The sequence below is a fragment of the Chelativorans sp. YIM 93263 genome, from assembly GCF_028767125.1.
GTDB lineage: Bacteria > Pseudomonadota > Alphaproteobacteria > Rhizobiales > Rhizobiaceae > Chelativorans.
This window is the reverse complement of record NZ_JAKCWP010000021.1, coordinates 1-1,179: the sequence shown is the minus strand read 5'-3', so window position 1 is coordinate 1,179 and position 1,179 is coordinate 1. Positions and strand designations below refer to the sequence as shown.

1 protein-coding gene is annotated in these 1,179 nt (G+C 60.2%); it reads right to left on the bottom strand.

The features are described from left to right. The coding region (gene tuf, locus LY631_RS20295; protein WP_274427439.1) for an elongation factor Tu at positions 1–1,175 on the bottom strand (1,175 nt) is incomplete at its 3' end. Between the last annotated feature and the right edge of the window lie 4 nt (positions 1,176–1,179).

Here is a 1,179-nt window from a genome sequence, read left to right as displayed (position 1 = left end):
TACTCGGTGATGTTTGCGACGATGCCGGCGCCGACGGTGCGGCCGCCCTCGCGGATGGCGAAGCGCAGCCGCTCCTCCATGGCGATCGGCACGATCAGTTCCACGTCCATCGTCACATTGTCGCCCGGCATCACCATCTCCGTGCCCTCGGGAAGCGTGCACACACCCGTCACGTCCGTCGTGCGGAAATAAAACTGCGGCCGGTAGTTCGTGAAGAACGGCGTATGACGACCGCCCTCCTCCTTCGTCAGAATATAGGCCTCGGCCTTGAACTTCGTGTGCGGCGTCACAGAACCGGGCTTGGCCAGAACCTGACCACGCTCGACACCCTCACGCTCCACACCGCGCAGAAGCGCGCCGATGTTGTCGCCCGCCTGACCCTGATCAAGCAGCTTGCGGAACATCTCGACGCCCGTGCACGTCGTCTTCGTCGTCTGGCGGATGCCGATGATCTCGATCTCATCGCCGACCTTCACCAGTCCGCGCTCAACACGGCCCGTCACAACCGTCCCGCGGCCCGAAATCGAGAAAACGTCCTCAATCGGCATCAGGAACGGCTGGTCAAGCGGACGCTCCGGTGTGGGAACGTAGTTGTCTACCTCTTCCATCAGCTTGCGAACCGCGTTCTCGCCAATCTCCTTGTCGCCGTCCTCAAGCGCCACAAGCGCCGAGCCCTTCACAATCGGAATGTCGTCGCCAGGGAAATCGTAAGCCGAAAGAAGCTCGCGAACCTCCAACTCCACAAGCTCCAGAAGCTCAGGGTCGTCAACCTGGTCCACCTTGTTCAAAAACACCACAATCGCCGGAACACCAACCTGGCGCGCCAGAAGAATGTGCTCGCGCGTCTGCGGCATCGGACCATCAGCGGCAGACACAACCAGAATGGCACCATCCATCTGCGCAGCACCCGTGATCATGTTCTTCACGTAGTCCGCGTGACCCGGGCAGTCCACATGCGCGTAGTGACGCGCATCCGTCTCATACTCAACATGCGCCGTCGAAATCGTGATCCCCCGCGCCTTCTCCTCAGGAGCAGCGTCAATCTGGTCATACGCACGGAAGTCACCAAAATACTTCGTGATCGCTGCCGTCAGCGTCGTCTTCCCGTGGTCAACATGACCAACAGTCCCAATGTTCACATGCGGCTTCGTGCGCTCAAACTTATCCTTGGCCATCTGA